Here is a 21,786-nt window from a genome sequence, read left to right on the forward strand (position 1 = left end):
CGGCGATGAGTACACAACAAGATTATCGGGGTGAATCCTTGAATAAGGTTTGGCTAAAACGCTACCCGGCAGACGTCCCTGCCGAAATTAATGCTGATCGTTACCGCTCTCTGGTTGATCTGTTTGAGCAGGCCGTTGCCCGTTACGCCGGGCAACCTGCTTTTTACAACATGGGTCAAAAAATGACCTATCGCCAACTGGACGAAAAAAGTCGGGCCTTTGCCGCCTATCTGCAACATGAGTTGAAACTGAAACAGGGCGACCGTGTTGCCCTGATGATGCCTAATCTGCTGCAATATCCGGTTGCGCTCTTTGGCGTTTTGCGGGCCGGAATGGTCGTGGTCAACGTCAACCCACTCTATACGCCGCGCGAATTAAAACACCAACTTAATGACAGCGGTGCCAGCGCGATCGTTATTGTCTCTAACTTTGCGCATACGTTAGAAAAAGTCGTCAGCGAGACCGCGATCAAACACGTTGTTCTGACCCGCATGGGCGACCAGCTTGCACCGGTCAAAGCCACCCTTGTGAACTTTGTGGTGAAGTATGTGAAGCGACTGGTACCAAAGTACCATTTGCCGGGTGCGATAGCGTTTCGCCACGTACTGGAAGCCGGAGAGAAAATGCCGTATCAGCGCCCGGATGTCAGTAATGAGGATCTGGCGTTTCTGCAATACACGGGCGGCACGACAGGCGTGGCGAAAGGTGCCATGCTGACGCACCGGAATATGCAGGCAAACCTTGAACAGACGAAAGCCACCTACGGCAAGCTGTTACGGGATGGCAAGGAGTGCGTTGTCACAGCGTTACCGCTTTACCATATCTTTGCGCTGACCGTTAACGGCTTGCTGTTTGTTGAGCTGGGTGGGCAGAATCTGCTGATCACCAATCCGCGTGATATTCCCGGTTTTGTTAAAGAGATCGCCAAATATCCGTTTACCGCCATTACCGGCGTGAATACGTTGTTCAACGCGCTGCTTAATGACGATGGCTTTACCAAACTCGATTTTTCTACCCTGCGCCTCTCTGCCGGGGGCGGGATGGCGGTACAAAAGGCAGTCGCTGAGCGCTGGGAAAAACTCACCGGCCACTATTTACTGGAAGGCTACGGTCTGACCGAGTGCTCTCCGCTGGTCTCCGTCAATCCTTATGACATCAGCTGCCACACGGGCAGTATTGGCTTACCGGTGCCCTCAACGGACGTGATCATTCTGGATGAAAACGGCAATGAAGTGCCAACCGGAGAGCCCGGCGAATTGTGTATCCGGGGTCCGCAGGTGATGCATGGCTACTGGCAGCATCCGGAGGCCACGGCAGAAGTCCTGAAAAATGGCTGGCTCCACAGCGGGGATATTGTTACCGTTGACCACGAAGGATTTATCCGTATCGTGGACCGCAAAAAGGATATGATTCTGGTGTCAGGTTTCAACGTCTATCCGAATGAAATTGAAGACGTTCTGATGCAGCATCCCAAAGTGCGCGAAGCGGCTGCGATTGGCGTGCCCAGCGAACTGTCGGGCGAGGCGGTGAAGGTCTGTGTGGTGAAGAAAGATCCCTCGCTGACCAAAGAAGAGCTGCTCGATCACTGTCGTCGTCAGCTCACCGGCTACAAAGTGCCGAAAATCGTTGAGTTCCGCGATGAACTACCCAAAACGAATGTAGGAAAAATTCTGCGTCGTGAACTGCGCGACGAGGTGAAAACCCACACGGGTTGATTCACCGTCAGGATTCAGGTTGAACGCCGGCTCTGTCCGGCGTTTTTATTGCTTTTAACATGGAGCACCGCACGTTGTCGGCTGCGGTGAAAACTGAACGTGAACTATTCCCTGATCGATAACGATGATCGCCTGGCCGAGGTGTGCAACAAAGCACGCCAGCATACGGCCGTCGCCCTGGATACGGAATTTGTCCGTACCCGTACCTACTATCCACAGCTGGGACTGATTCAGCTGTTTGATGGCGAACAGCTGGTGTTGATCGATCCGTTACCTGTGCGTGACTGGTCACCGTTTATCGAACTGTTAACGGATACCCGCGTCACGAAATTTTTGCACGCGGGCGGCGAAGATTTGGAAGTCTTCCTGCACCGTTTTGCGGTACTGCCACAGCCGATGATTGATACACAGATTCTGGCGGCCTTTAGCGGTCAACCGCTTTCCTGGGGATTTGCCTCCATGGTGGCGCACTTTACCCAGGTCGAATTAGATAAGAGTGAGGCGCGCACGGACTGGCTGGCGCGTCCGCTGACGGAACGGCAGTGCCAGTATGCCGCTGCCGACGTGCATTACCTGTTGCCGATTGCTCATCAACTCATGCAACAGGTTGAGCAGGCAGGGAACATGGCGGCGGCGCTGAGCGAATGTGAAAACCTGTGCCAGCGTCGGCTGGATAGCTTAGCGCCGGAAGATGCCTGGCGCGATATCACCAATGCCTGGCAGCTGCGTCCGCGCCAGCTGGCGGCGCTGCAACGCCTGGCGGCCTGGCGGCTCAAGGTTGCCCGAGAAAAAGACATGGCAGTGAATTTTGTGGTGCGGGAAGAGAACCTGTGGAAAGTCGCCCGTTTCATGCCGGGCTCGCAGGGTGAGTTAGATCACCTGGGCTTATCTGGCCATGAGATTCGTTTTCACGGCAGGGCGATGCTGGCGCAGGTCGCAGACGCAGCCGGACTGGCTGAAAGCGAGCTGCCGCCGCCGTTAAGCAATCTGGTCGATCATGTGAACTATAAGCGGGCGTTTAAAGCGATCAAAGCACTGGTGCAGCAGGTAAGTGAGCAGAGCGGGTTTAGTCAGGAGCTGCTGGCATCGCGCCGACAGATCAATCAGGTACTGAGTCAGCACTGGGGGCTGAAGCCACAAAACCGCGAACCTGAACTGTTATCAGGGTGGCGAGGCGACGTGCTGAAACCCGGCATTATGACCATCCTTGCCGAGATGTAAGAAATTTCCCCTGCCAGTACAGCGCAGGGGAAAATCAGGAAACGGTCGACGTCATTTAGGCACGTCTTCCGTTTCAGGTAGCGTGACGTTCAGTTCCAGAATGGAGATATCATCCCCTTTCTGGTCGAGTTGAACCGTCACCATGTCCGGATCAATCTTCACGTACTTGCAAATCACTTCGAGAATGTCACGCTTAAGTTGCGGAAGATAGTGGGGCTCACTGTCGCCCCTTCTCCGTTCTGCCACAATAATCTGTAGCCTTTCCTTGGCTATGTTGGCAGTGTTCTTCTTCCGGGATAAAAAGAAATCAAGTAATGCCATGGTTTATCCCCCGAACAGGCGTTTCAGGAAACCCTTCTTCTCTTCTTCAATAAAGCGGAAGGGGCGACTTTCACCGAGTAACCGGTCAACGGTATCGGCATAGGCTTTACCAGCATCAGACTCACCATCGAGAATTACCGGCTCACCCTGGTTAGAGGCACGAAGAACCGACTGGTCTTCCGGGATGACGCCGACCAGAGGAATACGCAGGATTTCCAGAACATCTTCCATGCTCAGCATATCGCCACGATTAACGCGGCCAGGATTGTAACGGGTCAGCAGCAGATGCTCTTTAACCGGTTCCTGACTGGTTTCCGCACGGCGGGATTTGGAAGAAATAATACCGAGAATACGGTCAGAGTCGCGTACAGAGGAAACTTCCGGGTTCGTGGTGATGATGGCTTCGTCGGCAAAATAGAGCGCCATTAACGCACCGGTTTCGATGCCGGCCGGCGAGTCACAAACGATGAAGTCAAACGCCATCTCTGCCAGATCGTTCAGCACCTTCTCAACACCTTCGCGGGTAAGGGCGTCTTTGTCGCGGGTCTGTGAGGCAGGCAGAATATAAAGTTGTTCTGTGCGCTTATCACGAATCAATGCCTGGTTCAGCGTGGCATCACCCTGAATGACATTAACAAAATCATAAACCACACGGCGTTCGCAGCCCATGATTAAATCAAGGTTACGCAGGCCGATATCAAAGTCGATGACAACCGTTTTTTTGCCTTTCTGCGCTAAACCGGTGGCGATGGCCGCGCTTGACGTGGTCTTACCAACGCCCCCTTTACCGGATGTAACTACAATAATGCGTGCCATAAATGTTGATTTCCTTAACGAAAGAAAAGGGGCCTAATTAAGTGTCTGGATAGTCAGCGCGCCGTCCTGAAGGCAGAGGCGTGCCGCTTTAGCAAAAAACGCTTCGGGGATTTGATCCATGATCCAGTACTCCCCGGCGATAGAAACCAACTCTGCTGCCAGGTTGGTGCAAAAAATCTGGCAATCTCTGTCACCGCTGGCACCCGCCAGCGCGCGGCCGCGCATCATGCCATAGATATGAATATTGCCATCGGCAACCAGTTCCGCGCCGGCGCTGACGCTGCTGGTGACAATCAAATCCGCATTGCGGGCATAGATTTGCTGACCAGAACGCACCGGCGTGTTAACGATGCGTGTTTTCGCCACCAGCGCTTCCGTCGCAACGGGTTTTGACTCCGGCTCCGGCGCTTCGCGCTTGTGGCTCTCTTTACCTTCGGCCAGCACCGGAAGACCGACGCGAGCGATCATTTTTTTCAGCGCCTCGTCTTTGCATCCACTGACGCCGACGATACGGAGCCCCGTTGCGCTGACGGCCTGCTGCATCTGTTTCCAGTTTACGGCCGCATCAAGGGCCGCAACATTCAGCACCACGGGTGCGTTTTTCAGGAAATCTGGAGCCTGGTCAATTTTGTCCTGTAGCGCTTTGCGGATCACCTCTGGCTCATGGTGATGCAAATGAACAACGGACAAGGTAAAACTGCTTCCCTTAAATTCGATTGGCGATTGCGGCATCTGTCCCGACTCAGTCCTGTTTTACTACCCTGTGCTAAGCGATCATAAAAGCATCGTTAAAGCGCGATCGGCGAATATTCGAAGTACTGCAAGCATGTTATAGTTACCGCTATATTCAAACAAGCCTCACGGCTGGTTAATTCGAGTAAAAAATATGTTTTGTGTGATCTACAGAAGTCCCGTCCGCGACCAGACTTATCTCTACGTTGAAAAAAAAGACGATTTTTCGCGCGTTCCTGAGGCCCTGCTGAAAGGCTTTGGTAAGCCTCAGTTAGCGATGGTGGTGAACCTGGCCCAGCGCGACAAACTGGCCAATGCGGACATCAATAAAGTGAAGCAGGGGTTAAGCGAGCAGGGATATTATTTGCAAATTCCACCACCCATCGAAAGTTTGTTAAAAACGCATCTCGAACTGGATAGAAAAGATTAACTCGGATTGTTCCTTTAATATAAATTTTGCAGGGCCGTCATCAGCAAATTTATATTCCCGTGAGGCTGAATAATAATTGCACAGTCGCGCCGCTGCGGCGCGCTGTTTGCAACCTGACCGGTCAGATGAAGGCGGCGACGCACAAATAGCCTGGCTGACTTATTGACAATTCTCGCGCATCTGTCAGGTTTATGCATCTCAGTGATAGCTGGCAGGCTGGCTTTAGGTGTCGTCTGTCAGTAACGTCAATCCGCCGACATGACTGGCATTTCGGCACTCTAAGCAGGGGATTAGCATGTATCAGCATCGTAACTGGCAAGGCGCTTTGTTAGATTATCCCGTGAGCAAAGTGGTTTGCGTGGGCAGCAACTATGCGAAACACATCAAAGAAATGGGCAGTGCGACACCGACCGAGCCGGTTATTTTTATTAAGCCGCAAACGGCCTTGTGCGATCTGCGCCAGCCTTTATCTGTTCCCGATGCGTTTGGTGAAGTGCACCACGAAGTTGAGCTGGCCGTACTGATAGGCACCACCCTGAAGCAGGCTTCAGAAGCGCACGTGGCGCAAGCGATCGCCGGTTACGGTGTGGCGCTGGATTTAACCCTGCGTGACCTGCAGGCAGGCTTAAAAAAAGCCGGGCAGCCGTGGGAAAAAGCGAAAGCCTTTGATAACGCCTGTCCGGTCTCGGGATTTATTCCGGTCGCTGAGTTCTCAGGCGACCCGCAGAATACCGAGCTGAAGCTGGTGGTCAACGGTGAGGTTCGCCAGCAGGGCAACACCGCCGATATGATCCACAAAATTCTGCCGCTGATTGCACATATGAGTCAGTATTTTACCCTGCATGCGGGTGATGTCATCCTGACCGGCACGCCTGAAGGCGTGGGGCCGATGCGCTCGGGCGATACGCTTGAGGTTTCTGTTGCGGGCCACGGCATCAGCACGCGGGTACTCTAAAACTTGCATCATCGCGTCAATATCTTTATAAGGTGCGGTTTAGGCTAAATCTGGACAATCATCATGACTGAAACCCCTTTCTGGCAACATAAACGCCTGGCACAAATGAGCGATGAGGAATGGGAATCCTTGTGTGATGGTTGTGGCCAGTGCTGCCTGAACAAATTACAGGACGCCGATACGGATGAAATCTATTTCACCAACGTCGCCTGTAACCAGCTCAATATAAAGACCTGTCAGTGTCGCAATTACGAACGTCGGTTTGAATTTGAAGAAGACTGTATCAAGCTGACGCGCGAAAACTTGACCACCTTCAACTGGCTGCCCCGTACCTGCGCCTACCGGCTGTTGGGCGAGGGGAAGCCGCTCCCGGCCTGGCATCCGCTGCGCGCGGGCTCCAAAACCGAGATGCATGCTCAACGTATTTCGGTGCGTTATATTGCGGTGCGGGAAAGCGAAGTGCGTGACTGGGAAGATCACATTATTGATCGGCCGGATCGTAACGGCTGATGCACATACATTAAAGGCTGCCAGTGGCAGCCTTTTTAACGTTAGCGGCCAAATAAATCCCGGCGCTTAGGTTTTAACGGCTGCGCGATCAGAACCAAAATGCCGACCAACAGATAGGCAGCGAAAACACCGATCATCCACTGTGGCATGCTGAGCGACAGGAATTCCCACCCACGATCTGAACAGTCTCCGCTGGCGACGAACACCGACGGTAGCCATTTATCCAGCGGCAGCCACGTTGGAAAACGGGCCGCGAAATCACAGGTCACAAAAGGATTGGGATGCAGCAGGATCATCGTGTGTTCGTAAGACAGCCGCAGGCCTTCCCAGGCGCTGTAGATCCAGACCAGAATGGCCACCAGCCGCAACGGTGAACGTGGTAGAAGAAACCCGATAAGCCCTGCAGCCACTACGCCAAACAGCGCACAGCGCACATAAATACACATTACACAGGGTTTGAAGCCCAAACCATACTGGAACCACAACGCCGTAAGCTCCAAGGCCAGTGCAGAAAGGGCCAGTAATAACCAGGCCCCGCGACCACGCGAACATTGGTTTAAATATCGCAACATATTGCATTCCCTGTAAACGTTAATGCCCCGCAGTGTAAACCAAAAGTCGCTGCGCGCCATCCTGCGTTGGGTAAAAATTATGTACAAACATGACCTGGCACTGATCCAGATTAATGACTTAACAAAAATTCTGATAACCGCGTGATATTGATGTTCTTTTGCGCGTCAAATCCCGCAAGCAAGGGAACCGCGTGGTGGCAATGCGCCCGCCCAAAACGCTGAGGTAAGGCTGGCGTAAATACGGCCGTAATGATCGCGGTAATCTGTCTTAATTTTGTGCTAAACCGCGCTTTTAATCGTTGTGCAGTCTGTATCCGCTATAGGGCGTCTGGTATGATGAGTCCCCATTACGATCCAGAAAGCAATGAGAACACACAGTTATGGTTATTAAGGCGCAGAGTCCAGCCGGATTTGCTGAAGAGTATATAATTGAAAGCATCTGGAACAGCCGTTTTCCGCCTGGATCCATTCTTCCTGCTGAACGTGAGCTTTCTGAACTGATTGGTGTAACACGTACCACATTGCGCGAAGTGCTGCAGCGTCTGGCGCGTGACGGCTGGCTGACGATTCAGCACGGCAAACCTACTCGCGTGAATAATTTTTGGGAAACCTCGGGTCTTAATATTCTTGAAACCCTGGCGCGTCTCGATCATGACAGCGTACCCGCCCTGATCGATAACCTGTTATCTGTCCGAACCAATATTTCTTCGATCTTTATCAGTCGCGCCTTACGCCATTATCCAGAGAAGGCACGCGAGGTGCTGGAAGCCGTAAACAGTGCTGAAGACCAGGTAGACAGCTATACCGAACTGGATTACCGGGTGTTTCGCGGGCTGGCGTTCGCATCAGGCAACCCAATTTATGGCCTGATCCTGAATGGGCTGAAAGGGCTTTACACCCGCGTTGGACGCCACTACTTTTCTAACCCGGAAGCGCGTAAGGTGGCACGCGATTTTTATCAAACGCTGCTCAACCTGTGTGACAAAGAGCCTACCCAGGACGAAATCGTTGAATGTGTCCGTCGCTATGGTCGTCAGAGTGGCGATATCTGGCATTCGATGCAAAAAACGCTGCCGGACGATTTAGGCAGCAAACGTTAATAAAAAACCGGACATGGCGTCCGGTTTTTTTTATTCCGCATTCCGCTTAAAGCGGGGCGTTACGCGGTGGATTACGGTCCAGTAGCTCAACGCTCCCGTCTTCGTTTTGCTGTTCCAGAATAACGTCAAATCCCCATAGTCGTCGCACGTGTTTAAGCACTTCCCGGCGGCTTTTGTCCAGCGGCGCACGGCTCTGCGGGACATAGCGCAGCGTCAGGGAACGATCGCCACGCAGGTCAACGTTGTAAACCTGAATGTTGGGCTCCAGGTTACTCAGGTTGTACTGAGCGGAGAGCTGCTGACGAATCGCACGGTAGCCCGCCTCATCGTGGATGGCAGCGATCTCCAGAAAGTTATTACGATCGTCATCCAGCACGGTAAACAGGCGGAAATCGCGCATAACCTTTGGCGACAGGAACTGACTGATAAAACTTTCATCCTTGAATTCACGCATCGCGAAATGCAGGGTTTTTAGCCAGTCAGAACCGGCAATATCCGGGAACCAGTAGCGATCTTCTTCGGTTGGCGACTGGCAAATGCGCTTGATGTCCTGGAACATCGCAAAACCTAATGCATAGGGGTTGATCCCGCTATACCACTGGCTGTTATACGGTGGCTGATAGATGACGTTGGTATGGCTGTGGAGAAACTCCATCATGAAGCGCTCGGACACTTTGCCTTCATCGTACAGGTGGTTAAGGATGGTGTAGTGCCAGAAGGTGGCCCAGCCTTCATTCATGACCTGGGTTTGTTTCTGGGGATAGAAATACTGGCTCACCTTACGCACTATGCGCAGAATCTCCCGCTGCCAGGATTCGAGCAGGGGCGCGTTCTTTTCCATAAAGTAGAGCAGGTTTTCCTGCGGCTCTGAAGGGTAACGCGCGGCCTCAACCAGCGTGGCTTCTTTCTCTTTGCGCGGCAGCGTACGCCAGAGCGTGTTCACCTGACTCTGCAGATACTCTTCACGGCTTTTTTGCCGCGCTTTCTCTTCCTGCAATGAAATTTTCTGGGGACGCTTGTAGCGATCAACACCGTAGTTCATCAACGCGTGGCAGGAATCAAGCAGGCGTTCCACTTCTTCAACCCCGTAACGCTCCTCGCAGTCAGAAATATAATTCTTTGCAAACAACAGATAATCCACGATGGAGCTGGCATCGGTCCAGCTACGAAACAGGTAATTATTCTTGAAGAAGGAGTTGTGCCCGTAGCAGGCGTGCGCCATCACCAGCGCCTGCATGGTCATCGTGTTCTCTTCCATCAGATAGGCGATGCAGGGATTGGAATTGATCACGATTTCGTAAGCCAGGCCCTGCTGGCCGTGCTTATAGCGCTGCTCGGTCTCAATAAATTTTTTGCCAAAAGACCAGTGCGAGTAGTTGATGGGCATCCCTACGCTTGAGTAGGCGTCCATCATTTGCTCTGAGGTGATCACTTCTATTTGGTGCGGGTAGGTATCCAGACCGTAGTGTTTGGCTACGCGGTCGATTTCAGCGAGATAGACATCGAGCAGGTCGAAGGTCCAGTCGGGTCCATCGCTGATGCGTTTGCTGTCCATGAGTGAATCGTCAAAGATTGTTGTCATAGCGCACCTCTGTTTTGGCGAACGGACTCACGCGGTGGGGTTGCCCGTTGCGATTTATTTAAGGCTCTTCCTGAGAAAGGGAACCCAAAAAAACTGAGTGAACATATCAATGATAGTTCACTGTCGCTTATCCGATCCGGGAACTCAAACGAATTCTTTGGCAGAAAAATCATTTCAGGTTTAAGGGGTTGGGATTAAATAGCTCTACCGACTACATTGCAGGTATTTATTAGCACAATATTCTGGAATTGGGCCAAAAGGCGCGCTTTGAATGATTCTCCTGAAAGTGGTGGAATTAACTATAGACAATGTCATTTATGCCTGCTTTTTTTACTATTGGCGCATAACTCTCTGAATTTAAGTGGGTGAAATGATTTTAGTTACCTGCGGATGAAAAAAGAGGTGAAATAGTTGAATTGTTTAGAGGATGTTTCCACTTTGTGATCACACTGAATGTAAACCATTGCACAGTGGATTATGCTTTTTAATTTCGCGGGGGACTTATGCACGTAGTGATTCTTGGGAGTGGCGTAGTAGGGGTAACGAGCGCATGGTATCTGGCGCGTGCCGGACACCAGGTCACCGTGATCGATCGTCAGCCTCAGCCTGCGATGGAAACCAGTGCCGCCAATGCCGGGCAAATCTCCCCCGGTTATGCTGCCCCTTGGGCGGCGCCGGGCGTGCCGCTTAAAGCGATGAAGTGGATGTTTCAGCGCCATGCGCCGCTGGCTATCCGTCTGGACGGCAGTCGCTTCCAGCTCGAATGGATGTGGAACATGCTGCGCAATTGCGATATGCGTCACTACCAGCAAAACAAAAGCCGTATGGTCCGCCTGGCCGAATACAGCCGTGACTGTCTCAAAGCGTTGCGTGCGGAAACCGGCATCGCCTATGAAGGTCGTCAGGGCGGCACGCTGCAGCTGTTTCGAACCCAGCAGCAGTTCGACAGCGCCAGCAAAGATATTGCGGTGCTACGCGAGGCCGGTGTGCCCTATGAATTGCTGGAGGCGCACCAGCTGGCCAGCGTGGAACCGGCACTGGCAGCAACACAGCATAAACTTACTGGCGGCTTGCGCCTGCCTAACGATGAAACCGGCGATTGCCAGCTTTTCACGCAGCGTCTGGCCAAAATGGCTGAAGAGGCTGGCGTTGTCTTCCGGTTTAATACGCCGATCGATCAGCTCCTGCGTGATGGTAATCGTATTTATGGGGTGAAGTGCGGTGAGGAAGTGATCAAAGGTGACAGCTATGTGGTTGCGCTGGGATCCTACTCAACCTCATTGATGAAAAACATCGTCGATATTCCTGTTTACCCGCTCAAAGGCTATTCCCTGACCATACCGGTGACCAATCCCGATGCCGCCCCGGTTTCAACGATCCTCGATGAAACCTATAAAGTGGCGGTGACACGCTTCGATAACCGTATTCGCGTCGGCGGTATGGCGGAGATTGTGGGTTTTAACACCAAACTGCTGGAGGCGCGTCGCGAAACGCTGGAGATGGTGGTCACAGATCTTTATCCTGAGGGAGGAGATGTCAGTCAGGCCAGCTTCTGGACCGGTCTGCGTCCCATGACGCCAGACGGGACGCCGGTAGTCGGTGCCACGCCGCTTTCGAATCTTTTCCTGAATACCGGGCACGGCACCTTGGGATGGACAATGGCGTGCGGCTCCGGTCAGTTACTGGCTGACGTCATATCCGGTACCTCATCCGCGATAGCCGCGGACGATCTTACCGTCTTTCGTTATTTACCCGGTTTTGCGGCGACCCGATCGCCGCTTCATAACGTTAACGCAGTACGTTAAGCCTTCAGGGAGAGGAATATGTCACGTCCAATTGTCGCGACCATCGATCAACAGGCGTTGCGACATAATCTGGCGATTGTGCGCCGGGCGGCCCCGACGTCACGCGTCTGGTCAGTGGTGAAAGCCAACGCTTACGGTCACGGCATCGCCCGCGTATGGGAAAGCCTGTCCGCCACGGATGGTTTCGCGCTACTCAACATGGAAGAGGCCATTTTGCTGCGCGAGCAGGGCTGGAAGAAGCCGATATTGCTGCTTGAAGGCTTTTTTCACCCTGACGATCTGGCATTGATTGATCGCTACCGGCTGACGACCAGCGTGCACAGCAACTGGCAAATTCACGCCCTGGCAAACGCCACGCTCTCTGCGCCCGTTGATCTCTATCTCAAGATCAACAGCGGCATGAACCGGCTGGGGTTTCGTCCTGAACAGGTCAACGGAATCTGGCATAAGCTGCGTGCGCTCGAAAATGTCGGAGACATTACCCTGATGGCGCACTTTGCCGATGCGGAAAATCCTGACGGAATCGTCGAGCCGCTTAAACGCATCGCACAGGCTACGGAAGGGCTGGACAGTCCGGTGTCATTATCCAATTCGGCCTGCACGTTGTGGCATCCTGAAGCGCATTACGACTGGGTACGTCCGGGCATCATCTTGTATGGCGCTTCGCCAAGCGGGAACTGGCAGGATATCGCCAGCAGCGGACTAAAACCGGTCATGACGCTGAGCAGCGAGATTATCGGCGTACAGCAGCTGCAGGCCGGTGATGGCGTCGGCTATGGCTATCGCTATCATGCAACCCAGCCGCAGCGTATCGGCGTGGTTGCCTGCGGTTATGCGGACGGCTATCCACGTCATGCGCCGACAGGAACCCCGGTTGCCGTTGACGGGATAATGACGCAGGTTGTCGGCGCGGTTTCGATGGATATGATAACGGTGGATCTCACGCCGTGCCCGCAGGCTGGCATTGGCTCGTCCGTGGAGTTATGGGGGGAAAATGTCAAAATCGATCAGGTGGCGAAAGCAGCCGGAACGGTGGGCTATGAGCTGATGTGCGCGCTGGCCCCACGCGTTCCGGTTAAAATCAGTTAACGGCGGTAATCCGGCTTTGCATTTTCTTACTGCAGCGCCAGGCCAGGAAGGCCAGCGCTGCGCCCAGCAGCATCATCAACGTTAATGACAGTTTCTCCGCTACCGGCAGAGCCACCACGATCAGGCTACCTGCTGCGCCTCCCGCCATCTGGATAAATCCCTGCAGCGCCGAGGCCACGCCTGCCTGCTGCTGATAGGGTTCCAGCGCATAGCTGGTGGCTGGCCCAACGGTGAAAGCCAGCCCGGCTACGGCGACCGCCACCGGGAACATATACAGCGCCCAATGGAACTGCAGGCTGTCAGGCAACAAGGTCATTCCCGCCACGAGCAGAACGGCACCCGTCAACATGGTGATAAAACCGATGGCAAGGCAAAACGGTCGGCCCGCTTTGCGAATCGCTTTATTCACCACCACGCTGACCAGCATGATCCAAAAACCATTTGCACCAAAGGCAAACGAGAAGGCCAGAGGCGAAAGTCCCCCTTCGGTCATTAATACCTGCGGGGCCAGCGAGACATAGGTCAGCACCATCCCCAGCGCGCCGGCATTGGCAAAGGCAAACGCCAAAAAGCGCGGCTGGCGAAGAATCGCGGCGTACTGGTTTACCGGAAGGCCCTTCACGCGCAGCGTATCCGCCGGACGCGTTTCAGGCAGCCAGATGATGACCATCAGCATCACGACTGCCGCATAGGCACACAGGAACCAGAACGGCGCGCGCCAGTCGAAGGCGCTGGCCAGAATGCCACCCAGCAACGGCGCCAGAGCAGGCACAATATTCAGTGCCCCGTTCAGGAAGCCGTAAGCCCGGGCAGCGTCATCACCACTGAGTCGGTCACGCACGCCGCTAAAAGCCACCACCGCGCTGCAGCAGACCGCGCAGCCCTGAACCAGTCGGGCAATTAAAAATAGCGGGAAAGTGGTCGCCGTCGCGGCAATGACGCTGCCGGCGATGTACAGCGCCAGGCCCAATAAGGCGACGGGCTTACGGCCATAGTTGTCCACCAGCGGGCCACTGACCAACTGTCCCAGCCCCATAATCAGTAAGAAAAGCGGGATCGTGGTTTGTACCAGGGCGACGGGCGTCGATAAGCCTTCAGCAATCTGCGGCAGCGTGGGTAAATAGAGATCAATGCCTAAAGGTGCCAGCAGCACCAGGCTCAATAGCAATAAGGTATATTTTTGCATAGCAACCAGAGGGTAAACGTTCGATAAAGCGAGGAAAGAGGGTAATGATTAACAGCGAAAAAGGAAAGCAAATTACCTGGAGAAATGGCGATGCCTGCTGAAACAGGCATCGCATGCTAAATCAGTAGGCGCCGTCGCGGCGGAAAACTACACCGGCCGTTTTAAACAGGATGGCGATGTCTGTCCATAACGCCCAGTTTTTAACATACCAGGAGTCGAAATAGACGCGGGTGTCGTAATCAATATCGTTACGTCCGCTGACCTGCCATAGCCCAGTCATACCCGGTTTCGCCATCAGGTAGTAATCCACATCGCCGGCGTAGCGCTCAAGCTCAGCCTCAATCACCGGACGCGGCCCCACCAGGCTCATCTCCCCGCGGATCACGTTCCACAGCTGCGGCAGCTCATCCAGGCTGGTTTTACGCAGGAAGCCGCCGATGCGGGTAATACGCGGATCCTTCTTGAGCTTAAAGTCTTTGTCCCATTCCCGACGCGCTTCTTCACTGGTTGCCAGCAAGCTTTCCAGCACCTCTTTGGAATTGGTCACCATTGAGCGGAACTTCAGACACTTGAACTTTCTGCCATCCTGCCCGATACGTTCGTGACCATAGATGGCATTGCCCCCATCACGCTTGACCATATAGCAGAGCAGGGCAAAGACCGGCGCCAGGAACAGCAGCAGTAACGACGCCACAACAATATCGAAACTGCGCTTCAGGAAACGTGACGAATGCTTTGCCAGGTTATTACTGACGCGCAAAATCATCACTTCATGGCTAAAGATAAACGACATATCCGTGCCGTAAAGCGGGACGCCACGCAGGGTTGGGATCACCGACACTGACCGGCAGTTCATTTTTGACAGAAACTTCAACCAGCGATCGCGCTCCGGCTGCTGCTCGTACTCCATCGCGACAATAAACTGCACGTTGTCGCGATCGATGGTGCTCCAGTTAATATCGTTGGCAGAAATGACCGGTACGCCATTCACGCTCTGCTGCAGCGGCGCATCTTCTACTGAAATAAATGCCTGAACGTTATATCCCAAAATTTCTTCACTTTGTAAGGCCGCATAGGCTTCGGTAGCGTTACGGCCAGAGCCAATAATGATGGTTTCTTTTTGCCACTGACCGGCTTTATTAATGGCACTTTTAACGCCTGCACGCAGCAGCGGCAGCAGCAGCAGGGCATAGCTCCAGCTGAACACCCACACCATGCGGGAGAAGTCCCATTTAGAAAACGCGATTAATGCCAGATCGAGCAGGGAGAAAACAACCAGTGTTTTCACAATTTCTTTCAGTTCGAACCAAAAGGGTTTGCGGTAGGTGTAGTGACGCAGGCGCATCCAAAACCAGCCGGTACATAATACCGACATAATAAACTGCGCAATAAAACGGTTTTCAATTTGATGCGGCGGAATAAACGCATCCAAATCTCCCCAAATACCCTGCACGGTAGCGGCAGAGAGAAACAGCGCCAGGTTCAGCGCAATAAGGTCTGAAAAACTCAGTGCAAACTTTACCAGAATATTCTTACGAAGACCGCTCCATGAGCGACTCGCATTGTTTATTACCATTGTACTTGCCATAAAACCTGCTCTCTTAATTAAGTAAAAGATGGCCTGACCAGAATCAAGTACGCGTTCAGGGGTTAACGACTGAAAACCCGAAACCGGGATGTTTTCAGTTTGTTACAGTCATTAGAGCCATTGATGCTACAAATAAACCGTTACTAAGCGTGATTTGAGTCACGTAAAATTGCAGCACTGAAAGAGAGTATGCAGGAGATATTTGACGGAGTTAATACGGAAGAATTCTTAAAAAACCAGGTGAAAATTGCGCAGAATGGGCTTAAATGGCTGATTTGGAAAATAATATTTTAAAAGTATAACCTATAAGCCGTGCGGCCAGGGCCACTTTTTAGGAATTACCGCCAAATCAATGACTGGCGGTAATACTCAGGCTCAGGCCGGTTCTTTTAATACCCACCGGTCTTGCTGCTTATCGTAGTGGGCGATATGTAAAATGACCTCTTTATCGTCGATCCATGCCGGAACGCTGGTGTCGTGATCCCAGCCGTCGAGCTGATAGCTCAGTCCGGGGTTGGTGTGGCAGGGAATACTCACTGTCAGCGGTTTTTCGCTGCTGAATTCTGCATCGACAATTTCGTAGCGACCAATTTTAACCACGTGACCCATGGATAACTCCCGTTTTCACTGAATGTTATAAAAGCGTAGTGCAATTCAGCCCATTTAACGCGCCAGCGAAGTAAGATTATTCTTTGTCTTCACTTGGGCGCACACCAATTTTCACAATCTGATTATCTTCTTTTTCCGCCACGGTCCAGGTCAGTTGATTCCATTCAACCTGATCGCCCACGACGGGCGTGCCACCCAGCATGCCAAGCATCAGCTGCCCGAGCGATTGTTGAGCATTGGTCTGTTCGTCCAGTTCAAGGCCGTAAATTTGCGCCACGTCGTTCAGGCGCGCGTCGGCATCCAGAATAAAGTCACCAAAGAAACGCTGATCCAGCGCGACGGGCGGCGACTGACTGAACATTTTTCCTAGCGCAGGCAGGTCACGCTCGCGTCCAATCACGCAGATAACGTCGTTTTCTTTTAATCGTGTCGCCCCGTTGGGATGCATCAGCACATTATCCCGAAACAGGGCAGCAATGCGGGTTTCACGCGGCATCTGTAAATCACGCAGCGCAGCGCCCACGCACCATTTGTCGGCACTGAGCTGGTAAACAAACTGCTCCCAGGGATTTTCCGGGTGGATATCTAACCCAATTCGGCTGACAGGCGATGCCGTGGGCGGTACCACCACTTTGGCTTTTTTTGCCGCATAGCCCAGAGAGGTGCCCTGCAGCATCAGGGAGACCAGCACGACAAAGAAGGCGATGTTGAAATAGAGTGATGCGTTTTCAAGTCCGGCCATCATCGGGAATACCGCCAGGATGATCGGAACCGCGCCCCGCAGGCCTACCCAGCTGATAAAAATCCGTTCACGGCCTGTAAAACCGCGGAAGGGCAACAGGCCGATAAACACGGAGAGGGGGCGCGCAACCAAAATCAACCACAGGGAGAGGATCATTGCCGGAACCGCAATATGCCAGAGATCGGAAGGTGTGACCAACAGGCCCAGCACGATAAACATCCCTATCTGACTGAGCCACGCCATACCGTCAAAGGTTTGCAGAATGCCAAATCGGTTACGGATGGGGCTGTTACCCAGTAAAAAGCCGCACAGATACACGGCCAGAATGCCGCTGCCTTCCAGCACCGTTGTCAGGGCGAACACCAGAATCCCGCCGCTGAGTGCCAACAAGGGATACAGGCCGGGTGCCAGGTTGATGCGGTTTATGAGCTGCTGCAGGGCCCAGCCGCCGCCCAGTCCAAGTACGATGCCCAGGCCGAACTGTTGGATGAGATGCACGAGAAACATCCAGTCAAGACCGGTTTTGCCCTGCTCGATCATTTCAATCAGCGTGATGGTCAGAAATACGGCCATGGGATCGTTGCTGCCTGACTCAATTTCCAGCGTTGAGCTGACGCGTTCGTTCAGGCCTTTATCCCCAAGCAGTGAAAAAACGGCTGCCGCATCGGTAGAGCCAATAATGGCACCGATCAGAAAGCCCTGCATCATATCCAGCCTGAAGAGCCAGGCCGCGGCCACGCCGGTCAGGCCAGCCGTAATCATTACGCCTACCGTTGCCAGTGACAGGGCCGGCCCCAGCGCCACCTTGAAGGAGCTGGCTTTGGTACGCATCCCACCGTCCAGCAGGATAATCGCCAGAGCAAGGTTAGAGATAAGGTAAGCGGCGGGATAGTTATCGAAGGCGATGCCGCCAATGCCATCCACGCCGGCCAGCATGCCCAGTGCCAGAAATATCACCAGAATAGGAATGCCAAGACGGGATGAAAAAGAGCTGAGTAAGATACTCGACGCAACCAGCACGGAGCCAATAATAAAAAGACTATAAACAATAGTGTGGTTCAAACGCGGTCTCCTGAGATTCGGCAGTCAATGTCAGCTAATGTGTAGAAACATCCATGCTATCTCTGCAAGATAATGTTTTATCAATGAGTTGTCATGGTCATTTTGCAATTTATATCAATTGCTAATGCCTTGGTTAATCCGGTTAAACGATATTAATAGAGGAGTTGGAGGAGTTGTTGCAGGAAAGGCCATGTTTTAACAGGTTATTACGCAAAAAAAAGCCGACAGAGCGTCGGCTTGATGTGTCAGGCTTCCATCGCCTGCTTGTGAAACAGTTCACGGAAGACCGGATAGATATCCTCCGGCTCGCGAATGTGCTGGATCGCAAAGTTATCAAATACAGACTGCAGATGTTCATATTCGCGCCACAGTGTCTGATGCGCGCGACGCGTGATTTCAATGTAGGTGTAGTAACGGACGACCGGTAAAATGTTCTTTGCCAGAATCTCATGGCACAGGGGGGAATCGTCGGCCCAGTTGTCGCCATCGGAGGCCTGCGCGGCATAGATATTCCACTGAGCCGGATCGTAACGCTCTTTCACCACGTCATCCATGAGCTTAAGGGCACTCGACACGATAGTGCCGCCGGTTTCCTGTGAGTAGAAAAACTCCTGCTCATCAACTTCTTTCGCCTGAGTATGGTGGCGAATGTAGACCACCTCGACATTTTTATAGGTTCGACTCAGGAACAGATAGAGCAAAATATAAAAACGTTTTGCCATGTCCTTGGTGGCCTGGTCCATTGAACCCGAAACGTCCATCAGACAGAACATCACGGCCTGGCTGGACGGCTCAGGGCGTTTTTCAAAATTTTTATAGCGTAAATCAAACGTATCAATGAAGGGCACCCGATCGATACGTGCTCGCAGCTCGGCAATTTCTTTGCGTAAGCGCTCCTCTTCGAGCAACTGAGCCGGTTCAGATTTTTCAACCGTCGTCAGCGCATCCTCAAGCTCATGCAACTGGCGGCGCTTACCTGCGGTCATCGCCGTACGGCGCGCCAGCGAGTTCTGTAGCGAGCGTACCACGCTGATGTTGGCCGGTACGCCATTAGACGTAAAACCGGCGCGGTGGGTTTTATACTCATTCAGCTGGCGATGCTGGTTTTTACGCAGGTTGGGCAGGGCCAGGTCTTCAAACAGCAGGTCCAGATATTCGTCTTTAGAAATCTGAAAAACAAACTCATCCTGACCTTCACCGTCCTGACCGGCGTTGCCCTGGCCTGAACCGCTGCCACCGCCGCCCTGCGGCCGCTCCACGCGGTCATTTTGCACAAAGTGGTCGTTGCCGGGATGGACGCGATGGCGCTGCCCGCCGCGTCCCTGATGGAAAATCGGTTCGTTGATGTCATCAATCGGAATAGAAACGGATTCGCCACTGCTGACGTCGGTGACCGAGCGTTTGTTAATGGCCTCGGAGATCGACTGCTTAATCTGAGACTTGTAACGACGCAAGAAGCGCTGGCGGTTGACCGCGCTCTTGTTTTTACCGTTTAGTCGGCGATCGATAAAATAGGCCATGATGTTCCCCCAAACTACATTGCAAGCAGGCCGGGTTGTCCCGACCTTAAGAGACCGGTGCTATCCCGCACCGGTTTGCTTACAGACTCTGATCAGGACGATTTACGCACGCGCAGATACCATTCACACAGCAGGCGAACCTGTTTGCGGGTATAGCCTTTTTCCATCATGCGATCGACAAAATCATCGTGTTTCTTCTGCTCATCCGTAGAGGTTTTCGTGTTAAACGAAATAACCGGCAACAGCTCCTCGGTATTCGAGAACATTTTTTTCTCAATCACCGTACGCAGTTTCTCATAACTGGTCCAGTTTGGATTGCGACCGTTATTGTGCGCACGCGCACGCAGCACAAAATTGACAATTTCATTACGGAAGTCTTTAGGATTACTAATCCCGGCAGGCTTCTCGATTTTCTCCAGTTCCGCATTGAGCGACTCGCGGTCAAAAAGCTGTCCGGTGTCAGGGTCACGATATTCCTGATCCTGGATCCAGAAGTCGGCATAGGTAACATAGCGATCGAAAATATTCTGACCATATTCGGAATAGGATTCCAGATAAGCCGTCTGAATCTCTTTGCCAATAAACTCAGCGTATTTCGGAATTAAATAACCTTTAAGGTGCTCAAGGTATTTTTCCGCCTGCTCCTGTGGGAACTGCTCGCGTTCAATTTGCTGCTCCAGCACATAAAACAGGTGAACAGGGTTGGCTGCCACTTCAGTGTGATCGAAGTTGAAGACGCGGGACAGAATCTTAAAGGCGAAACGGGTTGACAGCCCGTTCATCCCTTCGTCGACGCCGGCGTAATCATGATACTCCTGCCAGGACTTCGCCTTAGGATCGGTATCTTTCAGGCTTTCACCGTCATACACACGCATTTTTGAGTAGATACTGGAGTTATCCGGGTCTTTAAGTCGCGAAAGGATAGAGAATCTCGCCAGCGTTTCCAGGGTGCCTGGTGCGCAAGGCGCGGTAGACAGCTCACTGTGGTTCAGCAGCTTCTCATAAATCTTGATCTCCTCGGACACGCGCAGGCAGTAAGGCACCTTAACAATATACACACGGTCAAGGAACGCCTCGTTGTTTTTGTTGTTGCGGAACGTCACCCACTCCGATTCGTTCGAGTGGGCCAAAATGATACCGTTAAACGGCAGGGCGGAAATGCCTTCTGTACCGTTGTAGTTACCTTCCTGGGTGGCGGTCAACAGGGGATGTAGCACTTTAATCGGTGCTTTAAACATCTCCACAAATTCCATGATGCCCTGGTTAGCCCGGCACAGCGCGCCCGAGTAGCCGTAAGCATCGGGATCGTTCTGCGCATGGTTTTCCAGTTTACGAATGTCCACCTTACCGACCAGTGCGGAGATATCCTGGTTGTTTTCGTCGCCCGGCTCTGTTTTAGCAATAGCTAACTGCTCCAGAATCGACGGCCACACTTTCACCACTTTAAAGCGGGTGATATCCCCGCCGAAATCATGGAGGCGTTTAGCCGCCCATGGCGACATAATGGTGCCAAGGTAGCGGCGCGGCACGCCGTACTCTTTCTCCAGAATATTGGCGTCTTCCTGAGGATTGAACAGGCACAGTGGATGATCGTTGACCGGGCTCCGTTCGCCATCGGCGCTCAACACATAGATAGGAACGCGTTGCATCAGGGATTTGAGACGTTCCGCCAGCGAGGATTTACCGCCCCCGACCGGACCCAGCAGATAGAGAATTTGTTTCTTCTCTTCAAGGCCTTGTGCCGCGTGTTTCAAATAAGAGACGATCTGTTCAATCGCTTCTTCCATACCATAAAACTCTTCGAACGCCGGGTAACGGCCCATTACCCGGTTAGAAAAGATTCTGGAAAGACGTGGCTCCTGAGCGGTGTCCACCATCACGGGTTCACCGATTGCCATTAACAGTCGCTCTGCGGCGTTGGCGTATGCACTGCGATCCTGTTTACAGATTGTCAGAAATTCCTGCAGTGTGAACTCTTCGTCCTTGGCAGCTTCATAACGCTGACGATAATGATCGAATATATTCATAGCGATGCCCGTCCTTTCGTTTTTAGCACAGGTAAAGGAGCAATAATCAGTGCTCGTACAGCTCCCGGAAGATATTATCTGTTAGTACAGCAACCCTTATGCCAACCTGATCATTGTTATCGGGATGCACAACATTTATGACGACACTCTTGCAACAAAACCTCGGGTATTAAGTTTAACTGTAGAAGGCATTCAGAAAATTTC

General features: G+C 52.7%; 19 protein-coding genes. 8 read left to right on the top strand and 11 right to left on the bottom strand.

Features of this window, described 5'->3' with window-relative positions; all coding sequences use genetic code 11:
* The first annotated feature begins 38 nt into the window (after positions 1-38).
* Together fadD and rnd are read left to right on the top strand one after the other, a co-directional pair.
* Positions 39-1,715, top strand: coding sequence for a long-chain-fatty-acid--CoA ligase FadD (gene fadD, locus QLG08_RS03970; RefSeq protein WP_126843543.1), 1,677 nt, complete (start codon positions 39-41; stop codon positions 1,713-1,715).
* A 99-nt stretch (positions 1,716-1,814) separates the two neighbouring features.
* Positions 1,815-2,936: a ribonuclease D gene (gene rnd / locus QLG08_RS03975; RefSeq protein WP_019105121.1), complete on the top strand. Its 1,122-nt coding sequence runs from the start codon at positions 1,815-1,817 to the stop codon at positions 2,934-2,936.
* Between the two features lie 51 nt (positions 2,937-2,987).
* Here the strand turns inward: rnd and minE are convergent, their stop codons facing one another.
* Genes minE through minC form a run of 3 tightly spaced genes read right to left on the bottom strand, consistent with a single transcriptional unit; the run spans position 2,988 to position 4,805 of the window.
* Entirely contained in the window at positions 2,988-3,257 is a 270-nt protein-coding gene (gene minE, locus QLG08_RS03980) for a cell division topological specificity factor MinE (protein WP_010616394.1), read from the bottom strand.
* 3 nt (positions 3,258-3,260) lie between these two features.
* Positions 3,261-4,073, bottom strand: a complete 813-nt coding sequence (gene minD / locus QLG08_RS03985) for a septum site-determining protein MinD (RefSeq protein ID WP_014593844.1) — start codon at positions 4,071-4,073, stop codon at positions 3,261-3,263.
* A gap of 33 nt (positions 4,074-4,106) precedes the next feature.
* Entirely contained in the window at positions 4,107-4,805 is a 699-nt protein-coding gene (minC, locus tag QLG08_RS03990) for a septum site-determining protein MinC (protein ID WP_013026006.1), read from the bottom strand.
* Positions 4,806-4,959: 154 nt separating this feature from the next.
* Between minC and QLG08_RS03995 the strand changes: the two genes are divergently transcribed.
* The 3 genes from QLG08_RS03995 (at position 4,960) to QLG08_RS04005 (ending at position 6,700) form a co-directional block, all read left to right on the top strand.
* Positions 4,960-5,235 (top strand): YcgL domain-containing protein, encoded by a 276-nt coding sequence (locus tag QLG08_RS03995; protein ID WP_013026005.1) that lies wholly within the window; start codon positions 4,960-4,962, stop codon positions 5,233-5,235.
* Between the two features lie 295 nt (positions 5,236-5,530).
* Positions 5,531-6,190 carry a fumarylacetoacetate hydrolase family protein gene (locus QLG08_RS04000; RefSeq protein WP_014593843.1) on the top strand — a complete coding sequence of 220 codons (660 nt, stop codon included), beginning with the start codon at positions 5,531-5,533 and terminating at the stop codon, positions 6,188-6,190.
* A 63-nt stretch (positions 6,191-6,253) separates the two neighbouring features.
* On the top strand, positions 6,254-6,700 hold the full coding sequence (locus tag QLG08_RS04005; protein ID WP_013026002.1) for a YcgN family cysteine cluster protein: 447 nt from the start codon (positions 6,254-6,256) through the stop codon (positions 6,698-6,700).
* A 41-nt stretch (positions 6,701-6,741) separates the two neighbouring features.
* Here the strand turns inward: QLG08_RS04005 and dsbB are convergent, their stop codons facing one another.
* The gene (dsbB, locus tag QLG08_RS04010; protein WP_024472129.1) at positions 6,742-7,272 is read right to left on the bottom strand and encodes a disulfide bond formation protein DsbB; all 531 of its coding nucleotides are present in this window, start codon (positions 7,270-7,272) and stop codon (positions 6,742-6,744) included.
* Positions 7,273-7,652: 380 nt separating this feature from the next.
* On the opposite strand from dsbB, the gene fadR reads away from it, so the two are divergent.
* Positions 7,653-8,372, top strand: a complete 720-nt coding sequence (gene fadR, locus QLG08_RS04015; RefSeq protein WP_013026000.1) for a fatty acid metabolism transcriptional regulator FadR — start codon at positions 7,653-7,655, stop codon at positions 8,370-8,372.
* Between the two features lie 46 nt (positions 8,373-8,418).
* Here fadR and QLG08_RS04020 read toward each other — a convergent pair whose 3' ends face one another.
* Positions 8,419-9,954 carry a SpoVR family protein gene (locus QLG08_RS04020; RefSeq protein ID WP_282472816.1) on the bottom strand — a complete coding sequence of 512 codons (1,536 nt, stop codon included), beginning with the start codon at positions 9,952-9,954 and terminating at the stop codon, positions 8,419-8,421.
* Positions 9,955-10,457: 503 nt separating this feature from the next.
* On the opposite strand from QLG08_RS04020, the gene QLG08_RS04025 reads away from it, so the two are divergent.
* Together QLG08_RS04025 and dadX are read left to right on the top strand one after the other, a co-directional pair.
* Positions 10,458-11,759, top strand: a complete 1,302-nt coding sequence (locus QLG08_RS04025) for a D-amino acid dehydrogenase (RefSeq protein ID WP_064373891.1) — start codon at positions 10,458-10,460, stop codon at positions 11,757-11,759.
* A gap of 18 nt (positions 11,760-11,777) precedes the next feature.
* Positions 11,778-12,848 (top strand): catabolic alanine racemase DadX, encoded by a 1,071-nt coding sequence (dadX, locus tag QLG08_RS04030; RefSeq protein WP_014593840.1) that lies wholly within the window; start codon positions 11,778-11,780, stop codon positions 12,846-12,848.
* On the opposite strand, the gene QLG08_RS04035 is transcribed toward dadX, so the two are convergent.
* From QLG08_RS04035 to yeaG, 6 genes are all read right to left on the bottom strand, one after another.
* On the bottom strand, positions 12,841-14,034 hold the full coding sequence (locus QLG08_RS04035) for a multidrug effflux MFS transporter (RefSeq protein WP_014593839.1): 1,194 nt from the start codon (positions 14,032-14,034) through the stop codon (positions 12,841-12,843). The genes dadX and QLG08_RS04035 overlap by 8 nt on opposite strands.
* Before the next feature lie 121 nt (positions 14,035-14,155).
* Entirely contained in the window at positions 14,156-15,622 is a 1,467-nt protein-coding gene (gene wbaP, locus QLG08_RS04040; RefSeq protein WP_014605710.1) for an undecaprenyl-phosphate galactose phosphotransferase WbaP, read from the bottom strand.
* Positions 15,623-15,997: 375 nt separating this feature from the next.
* The gene (locus QLG08_RS04045; protein WP_013025994.1) at positions 15,998-16,231 is read right to left on the bottom strand and encodes a DUF1480 family protein; all 234 of its coding nucleotides are present in this window, start codon (positions 16,229-16,231) and stop codon (positions 15,998-16,000) included.
* Between the two features lie 76 nt (positions 16,232-16,307).
* Positions 16,308-18,035, bottom strand: a complete 1,728-nt coding sequence (locus tag QLG08_RS04050; protein ID WP_013025993.1) for a potassium/proton antiporter — start codon at positions 18,033-18,035, stop codon at positions 16,308-16,310.
* A gap of 245 nt (positions 18,036-18,280) precedes the next feature.
* Positions 18,281-19,555, bottom strand: a complete 1,275-nt coding sequence (locus QLG08_RS04055) for a YeaH/YhbH family protein (RefSeq protein WP_013025992.1) — start codon at positions 19,553-19,555, stop codon at positions 18,281-18,283.
* Positions 19,556-19,647: 92 nt separating this feature from the next.
* Entirely contained in the window at positions 19,648-21,582 is a 1,935-nt protein-coding gene (gene yeaG / locus QLG08_RS04060; protein ID WP_014593835.1) for a protein kinase YeaG, read from the bottom strand.
* Between the last annotated feature and the right edge of the window lie 204 nt (positions 21,583-21,786).

This window comes from Pantoea sp. V106_11, assembly GCF_029967885.1.
Taxonomy (GTDB): Bacteria; Pseudomonadota; Gammaproteobacteria; order Enterobacterales; family Enterobacteriaceae; genus Pantoea; species Pantoea ananatis.